At 67.9% G+C, this 18,213-nt stretch carries 13 protein-coding genes; 6 read left to right on the top strand and 7 right to left on the bottom strand.

The window, feature by feature from the left end:
* Positions 1-57 precede the first annotated feature (57 nt).
* From HWX08_RS15250 to apbC, 5 genes are all read right to left on the bottom strand, one after another.
* The gene (locus HWX08_RS15250; protein WP_174920560.1) at positions 58-879 is read right to left on the bottom strand and encodes a lysozyme inhibitor LprI family protein; all 822 of its coding nucleotides are present in this window, start codon (positions 877-879) and stop codon (positions 58-60) included.
* Positions 879-3,158 (bottom strand): arginine/lysine/ornithine decarboxylase, encoded by a 2,280-nt coding sequence (locus HWX08_RS15245; RefSeq protein ID WP_069257319.1) that lies wholly within the window; start codon positions 3,156-3,158, stop codon positions 879-881. Before HWX08_RS15245 ends, HWX08_RS15250 begins: the two co-directional genes overlap by 1 nt.
* Positions 3,159-3,239: 81 nt before the next feature.
* The gene (dcd, locus tag HWX08_RS15240; protein ID WP_006398615.1) at positions 3,240-3,809 is read right to left on the bottom strand and encodes a dCTP deaminase; all 570 of its coding nucleotides are present in this window, start codon (positions 3,807-3,809) and stop codon (positions 3,240-3,242) included.
* Positions 3,810-4,005: 196 nt separating this feature from the next.
* Entirely contained in the window at positions 4,006-4,542 is a 537-nt protein-coding gene (gene sodC / locus HWX08_RS15235) for a superoxide dismutase [Cu-Zn] (protein WP_069257320.1), read from the bottom strand.
* 134 nt (positions 4,543-4,676) lie between these two features.
* The gene (gene apbC / locus HWX08_RS15230; RefSeq protein WP_069257321.1) at positions 4,677-5,768 is read right to left on the bottom strand and encodes an iron-sulfur cluster carrier protein ApbC; all 1,092 of its coding nucleotides are present in this window, start codon (positions 5,766-5,768) and stop codon (positions 4,677-4,679) included.
* Positions 5,769-6,119: 351 nt separating this feature from the next.
* On the opposite strand from apbC, the gene HWX08_RS15225 reads away from it, so the two are divergent.
* Both HWX08_RS15225 and metG read left to right on the top strand, forming a co-directional pair.
* Positions 6,120-6,764, top strand: coding sequence for a YiaD family glycine zipper/OmpA-like lipoprotein (locus tag HWX08_RS15225; protein WP_069257322.1), 645 nt, complete (start codon positions 6,120-6,122; stop codon positions 6,762-6,764).
* A gap of 376 nt (positions 6,765-7,140) precedes the next feature.
* Positions 7,141-9,297 carry a methionine--tRNA ligase gene (gene metG, locus HWX08_RS15220; RefSeq protein WP_174920561.1) on the top strand — a complete coding sequence of 719 codons (2,157 nt, stop codon included), beginning with the start codon at positions 7,141-7,143 and terminating at the stop codon, positions 9,295-9,297.
* Between the two features lie 58 nt (positions 9,298-9,355).
* On the opposite strand, the gene HWX08_RS15215 is transcribed toward metG, so the two are convergent.
* Positions 9,356-13,447: a translocation/assembly module TamB domain-containing protein gene (locus HWX08_RS15215; protein WP_174920562.1), complete on the bottom strand. Its 4,092-nt coding sequence runs from the start codon at positions 13,445-13,447 to the stop codon at positions 9,356-9,358.
* 28 nt (positions 13,448-13,475) lie between these two features.
* Positions 13,476-15,287, bottom strand: a complete 1,812-nt coding sequence (locus tag HWX08_RS15210) for an autotransporter assembly complex protein TamA (protein ID WP_174920563.1) — start codon at positions 15,285-15,287, stop codon at positions 13,476-13,478.
* A gap of 218 nt (positions 15,288-15,505) precedes the next feature.
* On the opposite strand from HWX08_RS15210, the gene HWX08_RS15205 reads away from it, so the two are divergent.
* From HWX08_RS15205 to panD, 4 genes are all read left to right on the top strand, one after another.
* Complete coding sequence (locus tag HWX08_RS15205; RefSeq protein ID WP_006478107.1) at positions 15,506-15,694, top strand: DUF3460 family protein; 189 nt, start codon at positions 15,506-15,508, stop codon at positions 15,692-15,694.
* Positions 15,695-15,698: 4 nt separating this feature from the next.
* Positions 15,699-16,571: a segregation and condensation protein A gene (locus tag HWX08_RS15200; RefSeq protein ID WP_069257326.1), complete on the top strand. Its 873-nt coding sequence runs from the start codon at positions 15,699-15,701 to the stop codon at positions 16,569-16,571.
* 287 nt (positions 16,572-16,858) lie between these two features.
* Entirely contained in the window at positions 16,859-17,698 is an 840-nt protein-coding gene (gene panC / locus HWX08_RS15195; RefSeq protein WP_069257327.1) for a pantoate--beta-alanine ligase, read from the top strand.
* Between the two features lie 44 nt (positions 17,699-17,742).
* Positions 17,743-18,129 (top strand): aspartate 1-decarboxylase, encoded by a 387-nt coding sequence (panD, locus tag HWX08_RS15190; RefSeq protein WP_069257328.1) that lies wholly within the window; start codon positions 17,743-17,745, stop codon positions 18,127-18,129.
* Positions 18,130-18,213: the final 84 nt, after the last annotated feature.

The raw sequence follows: 18,213 nt of genomic DNA, 5'->3' as shown, positions 1-18,213 counted from the left end.
CCCGACAGGGTGCCCGTTTTGCGTGACGCCGTGATCGCGACCGTCGCGGCCCGGCGCTTACTTGTTGCCGGCCGTCTCCGACAGCCGTTTCATCGTCGCGATGCGCGCGCCGATCAGGTCGACGCGGCCGTCCTCGCCGACGAGCGGCGCCGTCGCATCGCGGAACCCGATCCACGCACGCTGCGCGCGCACGAGCGTCGCAGCCGAATGCGCCGGCATCTTGCGGCGCAGCTTCTGGTAATAGCGGTTCAGGTCGAACAGCGCGTGCTCGCACGCGGCGTCCTGTTCGCACGGCCGCACGCGATGCACGGCCGGATCGCGCGGCGCCGGCTTGCCGGTCGGCAGGGTCGCGCCCCGGGCCGCGCCCGGGCCGCCCTGCGCGCCGCTCGTGGCCGCGACCGGCACGGCGGCAGGCGGCGGCGCATAGCGATCCGCTGCACTGCGCAGCGCCAGCGCGCGATCGCGCACCGGCTGCAACTGCAGATCGGCACTCGACATCGCGTACGCGGTGCCGCGCGTCGTGTCGTACACCGCCTTCAGCAACTGCACTTCGTCCTTGCGCCACGTCAGCCAGCGGCGCTGGCTGTCCTGCCAGCCGCGCTTCGCGTCGGCCGGCGCATCTTTCAGCAGGCGCTGGTACGCGCCGTCCATCACGGCCTGCCACTGCTGCTGCGCTTCGCCCATGCACTGGATCTGGCCGGCCGGCGACGACCGGTCGCGCCGCGCGAGGCATTGCCGCATCGCGACGTCGATCGGGTCGGCCGCGGCGACTTCCGCGTGCGCGGCCCCTGCGCCCGCCAGCCCCGCCGCCCCTGCCGCCCAGACGACGAGCGCGGCCAGCGCCGCGCGCATCGCCCGGATTCGTCCATGCGCCGCCATCAGTCGCGCACGCAGTCGACGAAGTACTCGACGCGGCCGTTCACGTCTTCCGCGACGAGGCCGTGGATGTCGGTGTGGAAGCCCGGGAAGCGTTCGTTGAAGTCGCGCGCGAACCGCAGGTAGTTCACGATCGTCTTGTTGAAGCGCTCGCCCGGAATCAGCAGCGGAATGCCCGGCGGGTACGGCGTGAGCAGGATGCTCGTCACGCGGCCTTCGAGCTCGTCGAGCGGCACGCGGTCGATCTTGCGGTGCGCGAGCTTCGCGAACGCGTCCGACGGCTTCATCGCCGGCTCCATGTCCGACAGGTACATCTCCGTCGTCAGGCGCGCGATGTCGTTCGCGCGGTACACGTCGTGGATCTGCGTGCACAGGTCGCGCAGGCCGACGCGCTCGTAGCGCGGATGCTGCGCGACGAATTCCGGCAGCACGCGCCACAGCGGCTGGTTGTTGTCGTAGTCGTCCTTGAACTGCTGCAGCTCGGTCACCATCGAGTTCCAGCGGCCCTTCGTGATGCCGATCGTGAACATGATGAAGAACGAGTACAGGCCGGTCTTCTCGACGATGATCCCGTGCTCGGCCAGGTACTTCGTGACGATCGCGGCCGGAATGCCGGTCTCGCCGAATTCGCCGTCGACGTCGAGCCCCGGCGTGATGATCGTCGCCTTGATCGGGTCGAGCATGTTGAAGCCTTCCGCCAGCGGGCCGAAGCCGTGCCAGTGGTCGTTCGGCTTCAGCATCCAGTCCTCGCGCGAGCCGATGCCTTCCGCGGACAGGTTGTCCGGGCCCCACACGCTGAAGAACCAGTCGTCGCCGTACTCGGCGTCGACCTTGCGCATCGCGCGGCGGAAATCGATCGCCTCGGCGATCGATTCCTCGACGAGCGCGGTGCCGCCCGGCGGCTCCATCATCGCGGCCGCGACGTCGCACGACGCGATGATCGCGTACTGCGGGCTCGTCGACGTGTGCATCAGGTACGCCTCGTTGAAGCGGTGCTTGTCGAACGTGCGGTTCTCCGAATCCTGCACGACGATCTGCGACGCCTGCGAGATGCCCGCGAGCAGCTTGTGCGTCGAGTGCGTCGCGAACACGAGCGCCCCCGTGCGCGGCCGGCCGTCGCCGATCGCGTGCATGTCGCGGTAGAACGGGTGGAACGTCGCGTGCGGCAGCCACGCTTCGTCGAAGTGCAGCGTGTCGAGCAGGTCGCCGAGCAGGTCCTTGATCATCTCGACGTTGTAGACGACACCGTCGTACGTGCTCTGCGTGATCGTCAGGATGCGCGGCTTCATGTCCGGGTTCGCGCGCAGCGCCTCGCGCGCGAACGGGTTCGCCTCGATCTTCCTGCGGATGTTCTCCGGCTTGAATTCGTCGCGCGGGATCGGCCCGATGATGCCGAAGTGATTGCGCGTCGGCGTGAGGAACACGGGGATCGCGCCCGTCATCGTGATCGCGTGCAGGATCGACTTGTGGCAGTTGCGGTCGACCAGCACGATGTCGCCCGGTGCGACCGTCGCATGCCAGACGATCTTGTTCGACGTCGACGTGCCGTTGGTCACGAAGAACAGGTGGTCCGCGCTGAAGATGCGCGCCGCGTTGCGCTCGGACGCCGCGACCGGGCCCGTGTGGTCGAGCAGCTGGCCGAGTTCGTCCACCGCGTTGCAGACGTCCGCGCGCAGCATGTTCTCGCCGAAGAACTGGTGGAACATCTGGCCGAGCGGGTTCTTCAGGAACGCGACGCCGCCCGAGTGGCCCGGGCAGTGCCACGAGTACGAGCCTTCGTCCGCGTACTTCACGAGTTCCTTGAAGAACGGCGGCGCGAGCGAGTCGAGATAGACCTTCGCTTCGCGGATGATGTGGCGCGCGACGAACTCCGGCGTGTCCTCGAACATGTGGATGAAGCCGTGCAGTTCGCGCAGGATGTCGTTCGGCAAATGGCGCGACGTGCGCGTCTCGCCGTACAGGAAGATCGGGATGTCCGCGTTGCGGCGGCGCACTTCGGTGACGAACGCGCGCAGCTCGATGATCGCGGTCGCGAGCTCGGGCAGTTCGCCGTCCGGGCCGGTTTCGCCGAGCATGAGTTCGTCGTCGTCGATCGACAGGATGAAGCACGACGCGCGGCTCGACTGCTGCGCGAACGACGTCAGATCGCCGTAGCTCGTGAGGCCGAGGACTTCGACGCCCTCCTTCTCGATCGCTTCGGCCAACGCCCGGATGCCGGAGCCCGAGATGTTCTCGGAGCGGAAATCTTCGTCGATGATGACGACGGGGAAACGAAACTTCATGGGCGATTCTCCAAAAAGAACGACCGCGGCGCGTCACGCGCAGCGGTCACCCGGAAACTGGTGAGACGTTATGCAACCAGATCAGGTTTTCGGCAGCGTGACACCGCGCTGCCCCTGATACTTGCCGCCGCGATCCGCGTACGACACGTCGCACACTTCGTCGCTTTCGAAGAAGAGCACCTGCGCGACGCCTTCGTTCGCATAGATCTTCGCGGGCAGCGGCGTGGTGTTCGAGAATTCCAGCGTGACGTAGCCTTCCCACTCGGGTTCGAACGGCGTCACGTTGACGATGATCCCGCAGCGCGCATAGGTCGACTTGCCGAGGCAGACGGTCAGCACGGTGCGCGGGATGCGGAAATATTCGACGGTGCGGGCCAGCGCGAACGAGTTCGGCGGGATGATGCACACGTCGCCCTTGAAATCGACAAACGAACCCTCGTCGAAGTTCTTCGGATCGACGATCGTCGAGTTGATGTTCGTGAAGATCTTGAATTCGTCCGCGCAGCGGATATCGTAGCCGTAGCTCGACGTGCCGTAGCTGACGATCCGGCGGCCGTCCTCGGACGCGCGAACCTGATCGGGCACGAACGGCTCGATCATCTTGTGTTCTTCGGCCATGCGCCGAATCCATTTGTCGGACTTGATGCTCATGCGAGCCTCCGCCGGGCCGTCCCAAGGAAGCTGGCCGTCCCTTCGGGGGACAGCGAACGAAGTGAGCGTTGGGGTCGTTGCATATTCGGGGCGCCAGGAAACGCTGCGTGACAGTCGGGAAGGGCCGCTCGCGCGAGGCAGCGGCCGGGAAAGGCGCACATTTTACGCGATCATCGGGCTCCGCACGCGGCGGCCGTCAACGGATCACGCCGCAGGCCAGCGCCGGCCCCGCGCCGTGCTGCGCAAACGCGGGGTCGCTCGCGTCGCGGTGCACCAGCACCGCGCGGTTCATCGCCGAGCGCACGCCATCGAGGGCCAGATCGGGCGCGACGATGAAGCCGGCCGCGACGCCGTTCGCGTCCGCATGGATGTTGCCGAGATCGCCGGCGACGCGCGCACCGGCGCGCAGCCGGTCGGCGGCCGGCGCGAACACCTGGCCGGCGCTCGAGCCGTCGCCCGCGTTGCAGTCGCCGCGTTCGTGCACCTGCAACGCGTGATCGGTGTTCGGCGGCAGGCCGGCCAGGTTGTAGGTGACCTGCACGCCGTCCGGACGCTCGACGAACGTGACCGCGCCGCGCGCCTGCGAGCCGACCGTCGGCTGCAGTTGCGCGTCGGCCCGTTTTTCGTGCGACGAGGAAAAGGAGGTGCAGCCGGCCAGCAGGCCCAGCGCGGCGGCGGCCAGCAGCGCGTACCGCACGCGGCCGGCGCGCACGCCGTGATGTCGTTGTTTCATTCGATCCTCATGCCGGCTGACGGCCGTTTGACACGGCGGCCGCGCCGGGCAGGTAAAGGGACCCGGGAAAAGTCGCCATGATACCGCGCCTCGCGGCGCCGTAAACAGCGTTGAGGCCCCGCCCCGCAAGGGTTTTACGTATTTTGAACAACGATCGACGGGAACTTCGACGTCATGTCGCGCGCGCGCTCGGCAATCGCGAGCGCCACGCCGCGCGCGATGTCGCGGTAGCGGCGCGCCAGCGCGCCCCCGGCATCGGCCACGACCGTCGGCGTGCCGCTGTCGGCGCGCTCGCGGATCGCGATGTCGAGCGGCAGGCTGCCGAGCACGTTCACGCCGTAGTCCTTCGCCATCCGCTCGGCCCCGCCGGCGCCGAAGATGTGCTCCTCGTGGCCGCAGTTCGAGCAGACGTGGATGCTCATGTTCTCGACGATGCCGAGGATCGGAATCCCGACCTTCTCGAACATCTTCAGGCCCTTTTTCGCATCGAGCAGCGCGATGTCCTGCGGCGTCGTGACGATCACCGCGCCGGTGACGGGCACGCGCTGCGCGAGCGTGAGCTGGATGTCGCCGGTGCCGGGCGGCATGTCGACGATCAGGTAGTCGAGCTCGCGCCAGTTGGTCTGACGCAGCAGCTGCTCGAGCGCGGAGGTCGCCATCGGGCCGCGCCACACCATCGGATTGTCTTCGTCGATCAGGAAGCCGATCGAGTTCGCCTGCAGCCCGTGTCCGACGAGCGGGTTCATCGACTGGTTGTCGGGCGACTCCGGCCGCTGGCCGTGGATGCCGAGCATCGTCGGCAGCGACGGGCCGTAGATGTCGGCATCGAGAATGCCGACCGACGCGCCTTCCGCGGCCAGCGCCAGCGCGAGGTTGACGGCGGTCGTGCTCTTGCCGACACCGCCCTTGCCCGATGCGACCGCCACGATGTTCTTCACGTTCGGCAGCAGTTTCACGCCCCGCTGCACCGTATGCGCGACGATCTCCTGCGACACGGCGACACGCGCGTCGCGCACGCCGGCCACGGCCTGCAGCGCGGCGGTGACGCGTGCGCGCACGTCGTCGTGCTGGCTGCGCGCGGGATAGCCGAGCACCACGTCGAGCGTGACGACGTCGCCGTCGATCGCGACGTTGCGCACGCCCTTGTTCGCCGCATACGGACGGCCCGTATTAGGGTCGACGACAGCCGCCAATGCGGCGTCGACTTGTGCCCGGTCAATGCTCATCGAAACTCCGTGAAAACGTTTTTCTCCCACGCAAACGTCAAAAAATATCAAATTACGCTGCGAAAATCGGGAAAAGTGAAAGAATCTGTTGCACGCCATTGCGCGAACGCGCGACCCGGCGCACTCTTCGCGTGCGGCATGCTATGGGGCCAAATCGGCCGCTAACCGCCTATATTGTAGAGGCTGACGCGTCGCACTGTCCCAACAGCCACGCTGACGGACAGGACATGCGGCCGCCTCGGCGGCTGCCGCGCATGCGGGCCCACCCTCCTTTTTCGGGTGGCCCGCGCCGGAAGCCGTAACTGTTGTTGTCGTCGTTGTCGACTCGTTCAACCAAGAGAGGAATCCAAGATGAACATGAAAATCGCGACTCGCCTTTCCGTCTTTGCACTGGCCGGCGCCCTGCTGGCAGGTTGCGCCACGCAGCAAGGCTCGAACACGGCCGTCGGTACCGGCACGGGCGCGGCGCTGGGCGCAGGCATCGGCGCACTGGCGGGCGGCGGCAAGGGCGCGGCGATCGGCGCAGGCGTCGGCGCGCTGGTCGGCGGCGTGACGGGTTACAACTGGCAGGCGATCAAGAACAAGCTCGCGCCGTCGGCAGCGCAGACGGGTACGCAAGTGACCGAGCAGCCGGACGGCTCGCTGAAGCTGAACGTCCCGAGCTCGGTGACGTTCGCGACGAACCAGTACGCGATCACGCCGGCCTTCACGCCGCTGCTGAACGACCTGGCGACGACGCTGAACCAGAACCCGCAGGTGACGGCATCGATCGTCGGCTACACGGACAGCACGGGCTCGGCGCAGCTGAACCAGACGCTGTCGCAGAACCGCGCGCAAAGCGTCGTGAACGCACTCGCGCAGCGCGGCGTGAACGGCGCCCGCCTGTCGGCGCAAGGCATGGGTGCATCGAATCCGATCGCGGACAACGCGACCGAAGCCGGCCGCGCACAGAACCGCCGCGTCGAAATCTACCTGCGCGCCGCGCAGGCGCAGTAAGCGCACGACGAGGGGAAGGCGCGGGTCTCGTGCCCGCGCAGCCCCGCCGGGCAAGGCTTTCGGCGGGGCCGGTAACAAATCGAAAAAATTTTCGAACTTCTGTCGCAGGCCGTGGTCAGTATTTACGGTACGCGGCTGGTGTTGCCGGCGCGTCACCATTCTCCTCTTGTCGTTGTTGCTCCGGGGCCGTATCCGCCCCGGTTTTTTTTGCCCGCAATTCTCGTGCTGCATCGCAGCACATCGCCGCCGGGCATGCCCTCCGTGCGGCCCCGTCCCTTCCGGCGTCCGGTCCGCGGCGCCCGCCCGCCGCGCCGGCACGCGCCCCTGCTAGAATCGCAGTTTCCCGTCGTTTTTCCGCCGTTCCTCTACAGACCCTATGTCCGCATCCGACTTCACTTCCGTGCAGGCTGCGGCGCCGCAAGGCGGCCGCCAGATCCTCGTTACGTCCGCACTGCCCTATGCCAACGGGCAGATCCACATCGGCCACCTGGTCGAGTACATCCAGACCGACATCTGGGTGCGGACGCTGCGAATGCACGGCCACGAGGTCTATTACATCGGCGCCGACGATACGCACGGCACGCCGATCATGCTGCGCGCGGAGAAGGAAGGCCTGACCCCGAAGCAGCTGATCGAGCGCGTGTGGACCGAACACAAGCGCGACTTCGACAGCTTCGGCGTGTCGTTCGACAACTTCTACTCGACCGATTCGGACGAGAACCGCGTGCTGAGCGAGAAGATCTACGTCGCGCTGCGGGAAGCCGGCTTCATCGCCGAACGCGAGATCGAGCAGGCGTACGATCCCGTCAAGGAAATGTTCCTGCCGGACCGCTTCATCAAGGGCGAGTGCCCGAAGTGCCACGCGAAGGATCAATACGGCGACAACTGCGAAGTGTGCGGCTCGACCTACCTGCCGACCGAACTGCTGAATCCGTATTCGGTCGTGTCGGGCGCGACGCCGGTGCGCAAGACGTCGAAGCACTACTTCTTCCGCCTGTCCGATCCGCGCTGCGAAGCGTTCCTGCGCGAATGGGTGAGCGGCCTCGCGCAGCCCGAAGCGACCAACAAGATGCGCGAATGGCTCGGCGACGCCGGCGAAGCCAAGCTCGCCGACTGGGACATCTCGCGTGACGCGCCGTACTTCGGCTTCGAGATCCCGGGCGCGCCCGGCAAGTATTTCTACGTGTGGCTCGACGCGCCGGTCGGCTACTACGCGAGCTTCAAGAACCTGTGCGACCGCAACGGCATCGATTTCGACGCGTGGGTCCGCCCGGGTTCGAACACCGAGCAGTATCACTTCATCGGCAAGGACATCCTGTACTTCCACACGCTGTTCTGGCCCGCGATGCTCGAGTTCTCGGGCCACCGCACGCCGACCAACGTGTTCGCGCACGGCTTTCTGACCGTCGACGGCGCGAAGATGTCGAAGTCGCGCGGGACATTCATCACCGCGCAGAGCTACATCGACACGGGCCTGAACCCGGAATGGCTGCGCTACTACTTCGCCGCGAAGCTGAACGCGACGATGGAAGACATCGACCTGAACCTCGACGACTTCCAGGCACGCGTGAACAGCGATCTCGTCGGCAAGTACGTGAACATCGCGAGCCGCGCGGCGGGCTTCCTGATCAAGCGCTTCGACGGCCGCGTACAAGATAGCGCGATGAACCATCCGCTCGTCGCGAAGCTGCGCGATGCGATTCCGCAGATCGCCGCGCACTACGAAGCGCGCGAGTACGGCCGCGCGCTGCGCCATACGATGGAGCTCGCGGACGAAGTGAACGCGTACGTCGACGGCGCGAAGCCGTGGGATCTCGCGAAGGATCCGGCCAACGCGGTCGCGCTGCACGAAACCTGCAGCGTGAGCCTCGAGTCGTTCCGCCTGCTGTCGCTCGCGCTGAAGCCGGTGATGCCGCGCGTGGCCGAAGCGGTCGAGGCGTTCTTCGGGATCGCGCCGCTCGCGTGGGCCGATGCCGCGAAGCCGCTGTCGTCGGCGCAGCCGATCAAGGCGTACCAGCACCTGATGACCCGCGTCGATGCGAAGCAGATCGACGCGCTGCTCGCCGCGAACCGCGATTCGCTGCAGGCCGAGGCCACCGGTGCGGCCGCCGCGAGCGCGAATGCCGCGAAGGATGCGAAGAACAAAGCCAAGGCGAACGCGAAGCCGGCCGCCGTGAACGGCGCCGACGACGCCCCCATCTCGATCGACGATTTCGCGAAGATCGACCTGCGCATCGCGAAGATCGTCGCGTGCCAGGCGGTCGAAGGGTCGGACAAGCTGCTGCAGCTCACGCTCGACGTCGGCGAGGAAAAGACCCGCAACGTGTTCTCGGGCATCAAGTCCGCGTACCAGCCCGAGCAGCTCGTCGGCAAGCTGACCGTGATGGTCGCGAACCTCGCGCCGCGCAAGATGAAGTTCGGCCTGTCCGAAGGGATGGTGCTGGCCGCGTCGGCTACCGACGAGAAGGCCGAGCCGGGCCTCTACATCCTCGAGCCGCACAGCGGCGCGAAGCCCGGGATGCGCGTGAAGTAAGCCGAACGCGCGACCGCCTGCACGAAAAAAATCCCCGCACGTTTCGTGCGGGGATTTTTTATGGCTGCTCGGCGCGCCGCCCGCGCGCGCCGTCGCTGCCGAACCAGCGATCGAAGCGCCGCGTGTAGTTCAGATCGACGCCCTGGAACGTGCCGCCGTATGCGGACACCGACCAGAAACGCGTGAGGTTGATCGTCGCCTTGAACGCGTTGCTCGCCGACTGCAGGCCCTGCTCGAAGCCGAGCACGAACCGCTCGTTGATCGCCTTCGACACGAGCACGACCTGCGGATCGGTCAGGCCGACTTCGCTGCGGCCGACCGACACCTCGTCGAGACCGAACGTCTGCGCGACGCGCTTGCCGGTCACGCTGCCGAGCAGCCCGAGCGCGGCCGTCATCGCCCCCTGCTGGCCGACGTTGTTGCCCTGGTCGGTGCCGTGCCCGAACAGCAGCCACGACAGCTTTTCGTTGTCCGTGACGTTCGGCTCCGACACGAGCTTGACCGTCAGCGACTGGATCGTGCCCGTCACCTGCACGCCAGCCTCGACCTCCTGGTTGCGCCGCATCGCGAGAATGTTGACGCCCGGGTTCGACACGGGGCCGTTGAACGTGAAGAAGCCGTTCTCGATCGCGAGCTTGCGGCCGAACGACGTGTACGTCGAGCCTTCGGTCACGCGCACGTTGCCGACCGCGCGCAGCGGCACGCCCGGCGCGCTCATCACGGTGATCGTGCCGCGCAGCCCGAGATCCGCGCCGTGGCCCTTGAAGCGGAAGTTGTTGCCGAGGCCGATGTCGATGTTCGCGCGCGGCGCGAGCGACGAAGCCGGCTTGTCCGCGACCGGCTTCGGCTTCGCGGCCGCGGTGCCGGTCGGCGTGTCGCCGCGCACCGTGCCGCCCGGCTGCATGATCACCACGTCGTCCGACAGGTGCGGCGCCGACTCCTCCGGCAAGTCGAACAGCGCACGGTCGACGACGAACTTGCCGTCGATCGACAGCGCGCCGCGCGGCCCGTCGTTCGCGACGGTCGCCTTGCCCGACAGCGACAGCTTGCGATCCGGCGCCGCGAACAGTTCGAGCTTGTCCGCGACGATGCTCGCGGTCAGGTCGGGCGCTTCGCCGTCGAGGCGCACGCGGCCGAGCGCGCGCAGCGTACCGTCGCCGCCGTGGAATTCGACCTGCTGGAATTCGACGAGGTTGTCCGACAGCTTCACGCGCACGATGCCGTCCTTCAACTGCACACCCTGGTCGATCAGCGTCGCGGACAAATCGTCGCCGGTCAGCATCCCCGACAGGTTCGGCTTCACCGGCGTACCCGCGACCGTCAGCTTGAGCGCCGCGCGCCCGCCGAGCAGGTAGCTCGGCCCGAACAGGTTGCCGGTCGTCTTCAGCGCCGGGATGTCGGCGTCGATGCGGCCCGACAGCGGGCCGTCGTCGACCACGCCGAACACGCCGTCGCGCAGCGCGAACGGCACCGTGACGTTCGCGTCCAGGGTGCCGATCCGGCTCGCCTTCGCGAGCGCCGTCACGTTGAGCCGGTTGCCGGGCGTGAAGTTCGCGCGCGCGGTGAGGTCGGTCAGCCCGAGCGACGCGATGCCGCGCCCGCTCTCGATCGTCACGTCGCCGCCGCGGCGCTTCACCTGCACGTAGCCCGTCGCGTTCGCACCGAGCGAGAAATCCCAGTCCGCATCGAGCACGACGTCGGTCCGCACCGGCGGCCGCTGACCGGTCAGCTCCTGTCGAACTTCGAAGAATCGCGCGACCGACGCGCCGCTGACGGAACCCGCCGAGCGCATCTGACCGTGATCGAATACGAACGACTTCAGGTCGATCGCCGCGCCTTCGAGCGTGAGCCGCGTCGCGCCGAGCGTCACGCGACCGGCGCCGGCCGACACGGTCAGCGGCGACTGCAGCGCGACGGCCGGCGTGCCGCGGTTCGCCAAGCGCGTCACCGTGCCGTCCCAGCGCATCCCGTCGCGGTTCTCGACCACGCCGCCGTTCGCCGCGAGCGTCAGGTCGACCACGCGGCCGCCCGCGATCCCGAGCGCCGACGCGTCGAGCGTGTGCTTCGCGCGCGTGCCGTCGAGGTTCGCGCGCAGCGATTTCAGCTGCAGCGAACCGAGCGCGATGTCGGACGCATCGGCCGTGAACACGAGCGCGCCGTGTGCGCCGTCGCGGATGTCCGCGCGACCCTGTGCGGCGCCGATCCGGTTCGAGCCGACGACCACGTGCTCGGCCTTGTAGGTGGCCGTCACGTTCGGATGCGCGAAGCTGCCGGTCAGGTCGCCCTGCGCCTGCACGAGCCCTTGTACGCCGAAGCCGAGCCGGTCGAGCTGCGGCGCGTCGACGACGAAGCGCAGCCGGTCGCCGGGCGCGCCGAAGCTGCCGCGCAGGTCGACATGATTGCCCGCGATCGACAGGTTCGCGTTGCTCGGCAGGATGCGCGAGCCGGCGAGCTGCACGACGCCGGCGCCGGTCAGCGGCACGCCGTCGTACAGGCTGTCCCCGAGCTTGAAGGTCGCCTTCGTCGACACCTGCGGCGCGAACGCGCCCGATGCCGTCAGCGTGCCCGACACGCGCGTCTCGCCGCGTCTGGCCGGCGCCTTGGCACCCTTGACCGCATTGGCGGCCGCCTTGCCGCCGCTCGCCTGCGGCGCATTCATCGCGGCGAGCAACAACGGATCGAACGCCGTCAGCGTCGCCTTCGCGTCGTAGCTCGAATGCGCATCGTGACGGAACACGCCCGTCAGGTCGATGCGGCCCTTGCCCGCTGTCACGCGCGCGTCGCTCAGCACGGTCTGCTGCGGCGTCAGCGCAACCTTCGCGCGTGCGCCGAGCGCGAGCTTCGGATCGTTCAGGTTGAAATCGACGGTCGTCACGTCGCCCGCGAGCGTCACGCCGAGCGGGCCGGCGAGACGCATCGGCCGCAGCTCGGCGACGAACGCGTTCAGGTCGAGATTCGCGACCTTCAGGTCGAAGCGGCCCTTGCCGCCCGCCAGCGTGCCGTTGCCCGTCACGCTGCCGTCGCGGATCAGCTTCAGCGCCAGATCGTCGATCCGCTGCGCGTGCGCGTCGAGATGCACGTTCGCGTGCGCATCGATCACCGGCAGCAGGTGCTCGCCGAGCGTGCCGGGCTTCGCATTGACGATCGACACCGGGCCCGTCACCGCGAAACCCGTCGCGGGCGCGGCGCCGGCCGGCGCGCTCACCGGTGCGAGTTCCGCGCGCACCGCGAGGTCGGCGGCCGGCGCACCGGGCGCGAGCGCCTGCGGGTTCACGTGATCGAACGCGAGCGACGCGCGCGTGAGCGGCACCGCGCCGAACGGCGCGGCCTCGACGTGCGCGCGCCCGTTCAGCTTCATCCCGCTCGCGTCGACTTCGGCGACGAGCGCTTCGAGCGAGCCCGACACGCGCGCCCGCGCATCGACCGGCTCGTCGGACAGCTTGCCCGCATAAGTGGCTTCGCCCGTCAGCGCGAACGGCTTCACGCCGTCGAGCTTCGCGCGCGCGGTCAGCGCACCGTACGGCGTGTCGACACCGTCGAGCACGAGCTCGTGGTGGCGGCCGTCGCTGCGCCCGTTCAGTGCGATGTGGTCGAGCTGCGTCGTCGAGCCGCCGTCGTGGATCGCGAGACGATCGACGCGCAGGTCGTCGATCCGCAACTGCAGCGGCAGGCTCAGGTCCTGCGGCGTCGTAGCCGATGTCGACGGCCCCGGCGCGATCCGCACATCGATCGTGCCGGCGCGAAGATACACGATGGACAGACGCCACGGCGCGCGGGTCAGCGCCCAGCGGCCGTCGAGCCGGTCGATGCGGACTTCGGTGCCGGTGCCGTCGAGGCTCGTCCACGCAAACCCGCGCAACCGCACGCCGGTCGCAAGCGATCCGCCTTCGAGCGTGCCCGCGAGCCGCGCGCCGAGCACGCGCTCGGCCGACTGCCATGCGAGCCGCGTGCCGCGCTCGGTCGTCGCCGCGCCCAGCACGAGCGCGGCCGCCACCACGACGAGCAGCACGACCGTCGCGAACGTCCACGCGACGAAGCGCCCGATGCGCGCGACCGGCCCGCGGCGCGGCGCACGCGGCGGCGCGTCGGGCGCGCCGTCGGGCAAGTCCGGATCGGGAGACGGCGGCGTGTCGTTCGGGTCCTTCGTCATGCGGTTCGTCGTCGGTGAAGCGGTACGGTCAGAAAGCGATGCCGAGCGTCAGGTACGGGCGCACGCTATGGTTGCGCAGCCCGTACGCGACGTCGACGTTGATCGGGCCGACGGGGCTGCGCCAGCGCGCGCCGACGCCGACACCCGGGTAGAACACGCGTTCGCCCCACGCATCGGTGGCGGTGCCGATGTCGAAGAACGTCGCGGCGCCCCAGTCGCGGTTGAACCAGTGCTGGTATTCGGCGGTGCCCGTCATCAGGTACTTGGTCGGCAGCACGGAGCCGTCGACGCTGTTGCCGATGCTCTGGTAGCCGTAGCCGCGCACAGAGTTCGAGCCGCCCGCGCGGAACAGCAGCGACGCCGGCACGCCGGTCGAGCTGCCGCCCGTGAATACGCCGCCGAGCTCCGCGCGGAACACGAACAGGTCGCGCTTGCCGACCGGCAGGTACTGCTGGCCGCGCGCATAGCCGCGGATGAAGCTCTGGTCGGTCAGCACGCCCTTGACCGCGAAGCCGGCCTCGGCGTGGATCAGGTTGCCCGAGCGCGGGAACAGCGGATCGTCGACGTTGCGGCGCGTCCATGCCCATTGCGGCACCAGCGCACGGCTCGTGGTCGGCCCCGCGCCGTTCTGGTCGAGCCGGTCCTGGTAGTACATCAGCGAATACGAATAGTCGATGAACTGCCCGGTGCGCGTGCGCTGCACGCCGACCCGCGCGCTGTAGATGCGCGTGTCCGACACGTTGGTGTTCGTGTACGACGCGAGCACGCTGTTGGTCCAGCCCTTCTCGCCCGGCGGCATTGACAGCTGGACCTGCCCGTATTGCTGGATCTGGTCGAGCCGGCCCGATACGGTGAGCGGCCACGCGGCGCCGAACGTGTCGAGATACGTATAGGAGCCCTGCACGTGCGGGCCGGTATCGGTGGCGAAGCCCACGCCGCCGCGGATGTTGTTGTACGGGAACTCGCTGACCTTCACGTGCACGGGCGTGAGCTCGGGCTTCGACGTATCGTCGCCGACGTCGATCGCGACGCTCGCGTAGTAAGGCGTGTTCTGCAACTGGCGCTGCAATTCGGTGATCCGCTGCACGTCGTAGATCTCGCCTTCCGACAGCGGATTGACGTTCGTGACGATCTTCTCCGGATAGCGCCGCACGCCGTCGACATCGACCTTGCCGATCGTAAACGTCGGGCCGCTGTCGAACGTGACCGCGAGCATCGCACGCTGCGTGCCCGGGTCGATGCGCGCCTCCGACGACGCGATCTTCGCGCCGAGATAGCGGCGCGCCTGCAGTTGCCTGAGCGCGGCGCTCTTCGCGTCGTCCCAGTCGGACTGGGTGAACGGATCGCCCGGCTTCAGCGAAAACGCGAAGCGGGTCGCGGCTTCCTGTTTCGGATCCTCGGTGTCGACGGGCCCCTTGAAGGTCAGGTCGACCGTCGACACGACGGTCTGCTTGCCCGGATCGACCGCGATGCGCACGTCGCGCTTGCCGTCGCGCGTGCGCACGTCGGTGCGCACCACCGGCGAGAAATAGCCGGCCGTCGCGGTCAGGTCGCGCACCTGCTGCGGCGTGGCGGTGACGAGAAAGTCGAACTGGTCGTCGCTGATGTCGTCGCGCTTCGCGAAGCGCGCGATATCGAGATGGGCCTTGAGCAGCTTGCGAATCGCGCGCGGCGCGTCGATGTCGACGTCGTATTTCGCATGGGCCGGCAGCGCGAAGCACGCGGCAAGGCAACCCGCGAGGGCCGCGCGCGCGGCGCGCGCCGCGGCGGCGCGATGGCGTTCCACGCGCGGACCCGCGTCATGTGCCGTGCGTGCTTGCTGATTCGACTGCCCCGCCAAATATGACCTCGCCCTCGGTTGTCACGGTTTCGTGGAAAACCCTGTATTTGACCACAGGGTGCCGGCGTCAAAGCTTAATGTTTGTAAACCGCCGCACCGGTGCTGCACCGGCCCGCGGATTCGACGCGCGATTGACGCCGGCCGTTCCCGCGATGCGGTAAAATCCCGCCATCGTGAATCCGGCGCATCGTGCGCCGCCCGAAACGGAAAATCCAGCCATGCCGTACCAGTCCGATGTCACGCAGTTCCTGAACCAGCTCAAGCAGCAGAAGCCGACGCTCGAGGAAGAGCAGCGCAAAGGCCGTTCCCTGCTGTGGGACAAGCAGCCGATCGACCTCGAAGAGCGCGCCGAGCAGCAGGAATCGCGCGTGAAGCAAACGTCGTACGTCTACTACCAGAACTTCTGACGACGTGAGCGCCGCCGACGAGGCCAGCGCCGCCCGGCAGGACGACGCGATCGCCGCGCCCGCGGGCGCCGATTCGACGCCCGACACGGTCGACGGTGTCGCGGCGTTCGCGCGCCTGTACGGCGAGCCGCTCTTCAAGCTGCCGCAGGATCTCTACATCCCGCCCGATGCGCTCGAGGTGTTCCTCGAGACCTTCGAAGGCCCGCTCGACCTGCTGCTCTACCTGATCCGCAAGCAGAACTTCAACGTGCTCGACATCCCGATGGCGCAGGTCACCGCGCAGTATCTGGGCTACGTCGACCAGATCCGCACGACGAATCTGGAGCTTGCGGCCGAGTACCTGCTGATGGCCGCGATGCTGATCGAGATCAAGTCGCGGATGCTGCTGCCGGTGAAGAAGGCCGACACCGGCGAGGAAGCCGAGGATCCGCGCGCCGAACTCGTGCGCCGCCTGCTCGAATACGAGCAGATGAAGCTCGCCGCTCAGCGGCTCGACCAGTTGCCGCAACTCGGCCGCGACTTCCTGCGCGCCGAGGTCTACATCGAGCAGAGCGTCACGCCGCGCTTCCCCGACGTGAATTCCGACGACCTGCGCGCCGCATGGGCCGACGTGCTCAAGCGCGCGAAGCTCGTCCAGCATCACAAGATCTCCCGCGAGGAGCTGTCGGTGCGCGAGCACATGAGCCTGATCCTGCGCCGGCTGCAGAACGCGCGCTTCATGGAGTTCGCCGAGCTGTTCGACACGTCGCGCGGCGTGCCGGTCGTCGTCGTGAACTTCATCGCGATGCTCGAACTCGCGCGCGAATCGCTCCTCGAGATCACGCAGGCCGAGCCGTTCGCGCCGATCTACGTGCGTCTCGCGTACCTGCCCGCGTAACGGCCGCATAACGCCCACAGAACGCCCACGCCTGTCCTTCCCGCTCTCCCGATTCATTCCGGCATACCCGTCGCTTCACCACGGCCCCGCGCGGCCGCGCGGGCCGTCGCCGGCACGCCCGGCTAAAAAGTGAACGATCGTTCTCTTTTCGATGCGTTTGGCGGCCAAATCCTCTACAATCCGCCGACGCCCGATGCGCCGCCCGCGCGCCGGCGTTCTCCGCTTCGACCCCGACGCCGCTGCTGCGGCGCCAACGCGCGCATGCGCGAGGAAACCGCTACCCGATCATGAAAGTCATCAGCTCGATCCAGGAACTGCGCGACCAGTTGCGTGGACAGAACCGCACGGCGTTCGTGCCGACGATGGGCAACCTGCACGAAGGGCACCTGTCGCTGATGCGCCTCGCGCGCCAGCACGGCGACCCGGTCGTGGCGAGCATCTTCGTCAACCGGCTTCAGTTCGGCCCGAACGAGGATTTCGACAAGTATCCGCGCACCCTCCAGGACGATATCGAGAAGCTGCAGAAGGAAAACGTGTACGTGCTGTTCGCGCCGACCGAGCGCGACATGTACCCGGAACCGCAGGAGTACCGCGTGCAGCCGCCGGACGATCTGGGCGGGATCCTCGAAGGTGAATTCCGGCCGGGCTTCTTCACCGGCGTGTGCACGGTCGTCACGAAGCTGATGGCCTGCGTGCAGCCGCGCGTCGCCGTGTTCGGCAAGAAGGACTATCAGCAGCTGATGATCGTGCGCCGCATGTGCCAGCAGCTCGCGCTGCCGGTCGACATCATCGCCGCCGAAACCGTGCGCGACGGGGACGGCCTCGCGCTGTCGTCGCGCAATCGCTACCTGTCGGCCGACGAGCGCAGCGAAGCGCCGGAACTCGCGAAGACGCTGCAGCGCATCCGCGAAAGCGTGCTCGGCGGCGAGCGCGACCTCGGCAAGCTCGAGGACATGGCCCGCACGCATCTGTCCGGCCGTGGCTGGGCGCCCGACTACATCTCGATCCGCCGCCGCGCGAACCTGATCGCGCCGAACGCGGCCCAGCTCGAAGCAGGCGAACCGCTCGTCGTCGTCGCGGCCGCGAAGCTCGGCGCGACGCGCCTCATCGACAACCTGGAAATCTGACGGGCTGCCCGCCCGCGCCTCTCACGACGCATCACGGAGACACCATGCAGCGCCACATGCTCAAATCGAAGATCCACCGCGCGGCCGTCACGCACTGCGAGCTGCACTACGAAGGCTCGTGCGCGATCGACGAAGACCTGCTCGAAGCCTCGGGCATCATCGAGAACGAACGGATCGACATCTGGAACATCAACAACGGCGAGCGCTTCTCGACGTACGCGATCAAGGGCGAGCGCGGCAGCGGGATGATCTCGCTGAACGGCTCGGCCGCGCGTCGCGCGCAGCTCGGCGACCTCGTGATCATCGCGGCGTTCGCGATGGTCGACGAAGCCGAACTGCAGGCCGGCTGGAAACCGAGGCTCGTGTTCATCGACGACGGCAACAAGATCAAGGGCCATCGCGATCACGTGCCGACGCAGAACTGGACCTGACCTGAGCGCCCGCCCGCGCCCCGGTGCGCGCGCGGCAGTGCCGCCGACGGTCGAAGGGCCGGATTCCGCGCGACGGGATCCGGC

The organism is Burkholderia metallica (assembly GCF_902832845.1).
GTDB lineage: Bacteria > Pseudomonadota > Gammaproteobacteria > Burkholderiales > Burkholderiaceae > Burkholderia > Burkholderia metallica.
This window is presented reverse-complemented; position numbering and strand designations above follow the sequence as displayed.